Source organism: Amaricoccus sp., assembly GCF_036846665.1.
Classification (GTDB): Bacteria; Pseudomonadota; Alphaproteobacteria; order Rhodobacterales; family Rhodobacteraceae; genus Amaricoccus.
Map to the genome: position 1 here is coordinate 1 of NZ_DAIUBO010000195.1, position 7,281 is coordinate 7,281.

Sequence of the window (7,281 nt, forward strand, 5' to 3'; positions counted from 1 at the left end):
AACCTGCTCGCCCGGCTCGGCCTCTCGCCAGCGCTGGTCGCGGCCTGAAGCATGCCGCCCCGCCAAAAAGACAAATGCCCCGCCCGCCCCGGGCACTTCCCCGCCGCTCCGCTCGCAGGCCGGCGCCCCGGTGTCCGGGTATCGTTCATTTGCCTGTCGCCTCTGAAAGGCTGAGCCGTGCTGGAGCGCAACCCCAATCTCGCGCGGCCCGATCCACGCCTCGAACGCCCGGCGGCCATGCCGGACGACGGAGGCATCAGCCGCGCCGAGTTGATCGGCTTTGCCCGCCGGCACTTTCTGACGATCGTCGGCTGCATGGGCATCGGCGTGCTCCTCGCCGCGTTTCAGGTCACGTCGCAGGAGCCGGCCTACACGGCCTATACCCAGATCCTGATCGACCTGAAGGCGCCGTCACTGCTCGACACCCAGGGTCGCGAGGTCCAGACGTCGCTCGACACCGCGGAGGTGGAGAGCCAGATGACCGTGCTGCGATCGGAGATGATCGCCAATATGGTGATCGACGAGCTCGACCTCGTCAACGATCCGGAATTCCAGGGGAAGAAGCGCTCGCGGATGGAGATGCTGGTCACCAGGGCCGCGGATCTCGTGGTCGGGATCGGCCTCTTCAAGCCAGAAACCGTCGAGGAGTGGCGTTCAGGCAACCTCGATGGCGCTGCCGAAGACTCGCCGACCGGCGAGCCGGCTGACGAGGCGGTGGCCGAAGGCGCGGCGGGCGAGGCGGGAGCCGCGTTGCCGGCCGATCCCTCGGCTGCACCGGCCCCCGGCACGGAGGCAGACCTCGAATCCGCCGCGCAGGAGAAGGCGCGGCGCCTCACGCTCGCGCATTTCCAGAGCAGGCTCGGCGTGAACCGCATCAGCGTCTCCTACGTGATCGAGATCTCGTTCCGCTCGCGCGACCCGGAGAAGGCGGCGCAGATCGCCAACGCCACCGCCTACGCCTATGTGAATGAGCAGCTCTTGTCCAAGATCGCCGCCATGGAGCAGGGCAACGAGTGGCTCGAGGCGCGGCTGAACGAATTGCGTCACAAGCTGAACGCCGCCACGCAGGCAGCGCAGGCGTTTCGCGCCCGGCACGACTACAGCATTGCCGATGCCGCGCCCACCGACCCGGCGATGATCACTGCCGAGTCGAGCGCCGACGAGGCACCGACGCTCGAGGAGCTGGAGGCGACCGCCGATACCTATCGCAAGCTCTACGGCAGCGTGCTCGAGGCCTTCACCTCGTCGCTGCAGCACAAATCCTACCCCTATTCGCTGGTCCGCGTGATCACCCCGGCGTCGCCGCCTTTCAACAAGAGCTCGCCGCGAACCAAGATCACCCTGATTTTCGGTGCTCTGGCCGGCTTGCTCTTGGGCATCGGCACCGCCATCGTCCGGCAGAGCCTCGATGGCTCGATCCGCTCCGGCCGGCAGATCCGGTCCGACTTGGGCTCCGACTGCCTGGTCGAGGTGCCGCGAATCAGCTTCTGGTCCAACGACCAGCGCGGCCTGACCGACATCTACGCCAACCCTGACTCGCCCTTCGCGGACGCAATCGGCCGCCTCAAAACGGCGATTCGCATCAGCGCCAAGGCCGACGGGAGCGTCGCCGTCGGCATTACATCGGCACTGCGCGGCGAGGGCAAGAGCGTGATCTCCAGCAATCTGGGCCTCGCCTGCGTCGGCGCCGGCTACCGCACTCTGGTGGTCGACGGTGACCCGCTGCGCTCGACCTTGAGCAAGGCGTTGCGCCCGCAGTCGGACAACGGGTCGCCGACTCGGCCGATCCGGCCCGAGCCCGGCTCCGGCTCGCCTGTGCCGTCCGACGGCTGGTTCGAGCTGTTTCCGGCCCGCTTCGGCCGCAACCCGGGCGACTGGGCCCGCACCTCGGCTCTGTCCGGCTCCTGGCGCGATCTGCAGGGGGCCAACGAGGTGGTGATCGTGGACCTTCCGCCGATGCAGCAGGCGATCGACGTGCTGCCGGCGCTGCCGAGCCTCGATTTCCTCATCGTCGTCGCAGCCTGGGGCACGACGCCGCTCGACGCGGTCGCGGAGGCCATCCGGATGGCGGATCTCTGCGGCATACCTCTGCTCGGGGTGGCGCTGACAAAGGTGCCCCGCCGTGCCCGCCGTCCGAGATTGATCTCCGGCCGGGTGGGTGGCCATCCAATCCGATGATCGGCGTACACCTTTTGCAACCTTGTTCCCTCCTTCCTCCTCGCAAAGATGGAACCAATCACCGGAGCTAGGCGCAGTTTCCGTCCATCGAGGGGGACGCGGGCAATGGAAGAGAGGACATGACGGAGCCGTTTGCAGTCGAAACGCCTCCCATGCTGCCTGAGACACCCGCGCAGGGTTCGACCGGCGGTTTCAATGGCTTGCTCGCGGCGATGCGCGGCGGCGTGCCCGGACGCCGCAGTATCGGGACCAGCTTCAAGCCGGAGCAACGGCCGCTCGGCGGAACCCTGAAGCGCGCCGTCGACCTGGTATTCGCCGCAGCCTTGGCGGTCATGCTCCTGCCGCTCGAGTTGATGATCGCCCTGCTCATACTTGTGACGATGGGGCGGCCGGTGCTCTTTGCGCATCCGCGCGTCGGTTTCCAGCGCAAGCCCTTCAATTGCCACAAGTTCCGCTCCATGGTGCGCGACCCCGACACGGTTCTGGAGCGCCACCTCGCCGAAAACCCCGAAGCCGCACGTGAGTGGAGAGAGACCCAGAAGCTGCGCAACGATCCGCGAGTCACCTTCGTCGGGCGGATGCTGCGCAAGTCGAGCTTGGACGAACTGCCCCAGCTGATCAACGTGCTGCGCGGCGAAATGAGCTGCGTCGGACCGCGCCCCGTCGTCGCCGACGAACTCGCTCGATACGGCGCCAAGACGCCGCTCTACCTTTCGGTACGTCCCGGGATGACCGGGCTCTGGCAGGTCAGCGGCCGCAGTTCGGTGGATTACGCGCATCGGATCGAGCTCGACGAGACCTATGTCCGTTCCTGGTCGCCCTGGCTGGACCTCAGGATCCTCGCCAGCACGGCCTTCGTGCTCCTCAAGTTCAACGACGCGGCCTAACCGGCCCGGCTCGCGATGGCGTGGCCCGAGCCCGCTGCGGGGCGGTTCGGCGACCCAAGCGGGTCCGGTGGGTTCGGTTCGGGCAGATGTGTTCGGCAGACAGCCCAAACATCCAGGCGTGCTTGCTCAGATCAGTGTCGAAGGGCCACGATCGAGGTCGGTGGGCGGGAATGGCCGCCCCATGCTTCGGCCCCTGCTTCAGCGATCTGCTAGGCTTCGGCGTGAAAGGCCGCAGGCTGTGGGACGACCACGAAGGATCGGACCAGTGCTTCGAAGATCTCCGCCGGCAATTCGTGAAAGCGTTGGCCGAGCACGGCATCCGCGAATGCTGCCGCCAACGACACCCTCTCCCGCAGAGGCTCGAAACTGGCGCAGCATTCGCTTCTGAGCTTTTCGCTCGGCCAGTTCAGTCGAAGCTCGATGACCCCGTCACCGGAAATGCCCTGATAGAGTCGGTTCAGGGAAAAGTGGGACGGACCGGACGCCATGTAATTGTCCAGATGCGTCGATGTGAGTTCAGCGTTGTTGTCGCCGAGACCGAGGTAGACGAACGCGTCGGCCACGTCAGTCCTTGGCTTGGCGGCCGCAAGACTCAACCCGAGCGACCCATTCTCGGTAAAGCTCTCGAGCAGGGCAGGCTCGGCGTAGAGGGTGCCCCCGAGCCGCCCGAACACCCTGGAATAGCCCTCGGCGGAGAGCGGTATGCCCTGGTTCGGATTGGCGCGCGCCACGTTGTGGAGGTGGCAGAGTGCATAGAGGGCGTTCGCGCGCCCCGTTCGCTGCAGCTCGGCCGCCAGCTTCTGTTTGCCACGGATGTAGTGAACGCAGTCGAGCGAAAACGTCGCGTCGAATACGCCGTCCCTGAAGGGCAGCCCCGCCTCGGCATCGAAGCAGATGAAGTTCCCCTCGGGCTCGACGTAGTGCTTCGCAAGGGCGAGGTTCAGGAAGTCGAGATCCGCGGCCACGACACGCATACCGGGAACCAACGATCTCAGAAGATAGGTAGTCTGACCGATGCCACAGCCGATGTCGAGCGCCCACAGCGCGTCAGGGCCGTCGCCGCTCGGGGTCAGTCCCTTTGCCATCGCGGCAATGACCGGTAGGGCCGCCAACAGGCTGGGATTGGCGTATCGGTACTCGAGGTACTCGCCATAATAGTTGGGGCGCCATCGTCTCAGCACCGTGTGCAGGCCTTCCGAAGACGGAAAGGGATGCCGAGTGCCGTTGGGGCGACCCCGTTGTCGCAGCCGTTCGACCGAGCGGCGGATCGTTGCCCGGACCCCGCCGTGCGGTCGAGGCTCATGGGCGAGCATCAGGTCGACCGCGCCGTCATGGTCACCCTTGTCGATCGCTGCGACAATCGGGTCCGTGTTGTCGTTCGGCGGCGATGCCTGGCGCAGCACGACGATCCCAAGAACGATGCCATAGCGATAGCACTGGCAGCGAAGTGTGCCGAATTCCACATCCGGGCCCTCGGCGGGGTGGCGCGTCTCCAATTCGAGACCGCCGCCGCAGTAGGGGCACTGAAGAATCCGAACGAAGTTCAGCTGTGCCATGGGCGTGTCCGATCAGCTTGCCCTAGCACGGGCACGCAACTCCGGAGCAATGGGCTGCACGTCCGGGCTGGCTCCCGCCAGGCTTCGATACAGTGCTGCCAGACGATCCGCGCGAGCCTTCCAGGAATAGGCTCTTACGGCGCGCACGCGGCCTTCGGCACCCATCCGTTTCGCCCCCGCCGGATCGTCGATGATCGCGGTCAGGGCGGCCGCGAGCTGTCGCGGCGCTTCCGGCTCGACCAGGAGTCCGGTCGTGCCGCTCACGATGGTTTCGCACATGCCCCCGACGTGCGTTCCGACGACGGGGATGCCGCAGGCCATTCCCTCCACGACGGAGATGCCGAAGCTCTCGCTGAGCGAAGGATTCACGACGAGATCGGCGGCATGGTAGACTGACAGAAGTTCCTGATGCGAAACATTGCCCAGGAACTGCACCCGATCCCGAAGACCATGCCGGGCAATGGCCGCTTCGAGGTGCCTGCCGTAGATGCAGGTCCCGTCCCGGTCGTAGAACCGCAGAAGATCCCGCACCTGCCGGTCGGACGAGAGGCTCGTGAGAAAGTCGCGTGGCAGCGGGGACTGCGGTCCCGCGATGACGAGTTCGACGTCGTCGATCCGATCCGCCAGCTCGCCGAAGGCTTCGAGCAGCGTATGCACCCCCTTTTCCGGCGAAATGCGCCCCACGAAAAGAATGCGTTTCCGCTTCTCGGCGACCTCTCCGCGTTCCGGCGCGGGATTGAAATGGTCGACGTCCACGCCGTTGCCGACGGTTGTCACCTTTCCGGGAAAATCGGGGAACGCGCCGAGGAAGGTTCGCGCGATATGATCGCTGACGGCAACCACGGCGTCGACCGCCTCGAGCTGTCGGCCGACCGCCCGGCGGTCGTGTTGCGAGAGCCACTCGCATTGCATTTCAAGTACGAGCCGGTGCGACGATCCCGGCGCCTTGAGTTCACGGCACCATTGCCAGTAGTTCATCACGTGAACGATATCGGGACGGTCGCTGGCGATCCGTCGTCCGACCTCGCGGCGGTACTGCGTATGATCGTCGAGCTTGTGCGCGATCCCGAGCCCGCCAGTGACCCTGGGGAAGCTGCGCACGACCTTCTGCACCAGTCGGTCGCGGTTGACCGGAAGCCGCGTGACCGAAACCGGCAAATCCGGTGGCAGCCGATCGTCCCGATAGTGTTTGCCGTAGATCGTGACGTCGAATTTGCGCGCGAGTTCCAGGGCGCTGTAATAGGTGATGAGCCCGATCGAATTCTGCGTCGGCGGAAAGAGCCGGTCGTAGGGCTGGCTTACGAAAGCGAGCTTCACCCTTGCGCCACCCGCGCAAGGCCCAGCTTCGGTTGCGCCCGAAGGGGCAGGCCGCTACCCCCGGAAAGATAGTCGGCGAGCCGCCGAATGCCCTCCTCCAGCGGTACGAGCGGCCGGTTCAGCAGCGCCATCATCTTGCTGGTCTCCGGACAGCGCCGCGTCATGTCGCCCTCCGAGAGCGCGGGCATGAACGTGAGCTGCGAGGTCGAATCCACGACGCGAATGATGGTTTCCGCCAGATCGCGAATGCTGATCTCCACCGAGCTGCCGATGTTGATGACGTCGTTCTCGTGTGCGCCGGTGCGATGGGCGGCCACGCAGGCGTCGACCGTGTCGTCGACGAAGCAGAAGGTTCGTGTCTGCGACCCGTCGCCGTAGATAGTAAGGGGTCGGCCATCCATAGCCGCCCGGACGAAGCGCGGTAGAACGAAGTCTTCGCTCTGGCGCGGCCCATAGGTATTGAAGAAACGAAAGATCGTCGACGGCAGGCCGAACTCGCGAAAGTAGGTCCGAAGGTAGACCTCGCCGATGTTCTTCACGACCGCATACGGCAGGCGCGAGTTTAGCGGCGTCGTTTGTTCGTTCTGAGGGATCTCGAACGGCTCGCCGTAGACCTCGGACGATGACGCGAAGTAGACCCGCTGGACGCCGGTATTCTTGCAGAGTTGCAACACATTTTCGATGCCCCGGATGTCCCGCAGCACCAGCAAGGGGTTGGACAGCGTCCTCTCGACACCCACCACCGCGGCCAGGTGGAAGACATGCGTGAAGTGGAAGCGGAAGAACAGCGAGGCGATGTCGTTGAAATCGTTCACGTCCGCCTTGACGATGGTCAGGTTTCCGGCATCAATGTCGACCTTTTGCCAGCTGCCGGTGGACATGTTGTCCGCAACGACGACCTGGGTTTGCGGCAGTTTGACCAGCGCCCGCGCAAGTGCGCTGCCAATATTGCCGGCTCCGCCCGTTACTAGGATTGATTGGTACATCGTGAATGCCCCTACGATAGACCGTCGTGTCTTCTGCGGCGTATTGCGACTTCGACCAGGCCGGAGCCCGTCCGGCCCGGTACCCACCCGATCAGCGGTAGCAGACCTCGGCCATGCGCCACACCTGACCTTCGGACGGCATCTACCGCCGAAGGATGATGGGGGCTGCGCGGAACGCTCAACTCCTGCCAGACGCTCATCCTCGCATCCGCAAGAGTGTTTCTCGGGCCCGGAACAGGTCGGGGCGCATCAACAGGATCGCCATGATCCCGTAGGCGGCGGCGCCCACCACGATCGAGGATCCGACCAGCAATACCGGAGAGAATTCCATCGGAAAGCCGCGCCGCCAGAGCGTGA

Annotated in this window: 5 protein-coding genes; 2 read left to right on the forward strand and 3 right to left on the reverse strand. The window is 65.2% G+C overall.

Annotated elements, in window-relative coordinates; all coding sequences use genetic code 11:
• Nucleotides 1-177: 177 nt before the first annotated feature.
• Both V7050_RS16115 and V7050_RS16120 read left to right on the forward strand, forming a co-directional pair.
• Entirely contained in the window at nucleotides 178-2,178 is a 2,001-nt protein-coding gene (locus V7050_RS16115; RefSeq protein ID WP_324364937.1) for a GumC family protein, read from the forward strand.
• Nucleotides 2,179-2,330: 152 nt separating this feature from the next.
• A complete protein-coding gene (locus V7050_RS16120) occupies nucleotides 2,331-3,065 on the forward strand; it encodes a sugar transferase (protein WP_324373853.1) in 735 nt (244 codons plus the stop codon).
• A 209-nt stretch (nucleotides 3,066-3,274) separates the two neighbouring features.
• Here the strand turns inward: V7050_RS16120 and V7050_RS16125 are convergent, their stop codons facing one another.
• The 3 genes from V7050_RS16125 to V7050_RS16135 are packed head-to-tail and all read right to left on the reverse strand — an operon-like array spanning nucleotide 3,275 to nucleotide 6,924.
• Nucleotides 3,275-4,621, reverse strand: a complete 1,347-nt coding sequence (locus V7050_RS16125) for a class I SAM-dependent methyltransferase (RefSeq protein WP_324364932.1) — start codon at nucleotides 4,619-4,621, stop codon at nucleotides 3,275-3,277.
• Between the two features lie 12 nt (nucleotides 4,622-4,633).
• Nucleotides 4,634-5,938 (reverse strand): glycosyltransferase family 4 protein, encoded by a 1,305-nt coding sequence (locus V7050_RS16130; RefSeq protein ID WP_324364930.1) that lies wholly within the window; start codon nucleotides 5,936-5,938, stop codon nucleotides 4,634-4,636.
• Nucleotides 5,935-6,924: an NAD-dependent epimerase/dehydratase family protein gene (locus V7050_RS16135; RefSeq protein ID WP_324364927.1), complete on the reverse strand. Its 990-nt coding sequence runs from the start codon at nucleotides 6,922-6,924 to the stop codon at nucleotides 5,935-5,937. Before V7050_RS16135 ends, V7050_RS16130 begins: the two co-directional genes overlap by 4 nt.
• Nucleotides 6,925-7,281: the final 357 nt, after the last annotated feature.

Coding starts and splice junctions, on each gene's coding strand:
- V7050_RS16125 (WP_324364932.1), bottom strand. CDS start 4,621: ATGGCACAGCTGAACTTCGTTCGGATTCTTCAGTGCCCCTACTGCGGC.
- V7050_RS16120 (WP_324373853.1), top strand. CDS start 2,331: ATGCTGCCTGAGACACCCGCGCAGGGTTCGACCGGCGGTTTCAATGGC.
- V7050_RS16135 (WP_324364927.1), bottom strand. CDS start 6,924: ATGTACCAATCAATCCTAGTAACGGGCGGAGCCGGCAATATTGGCAGC.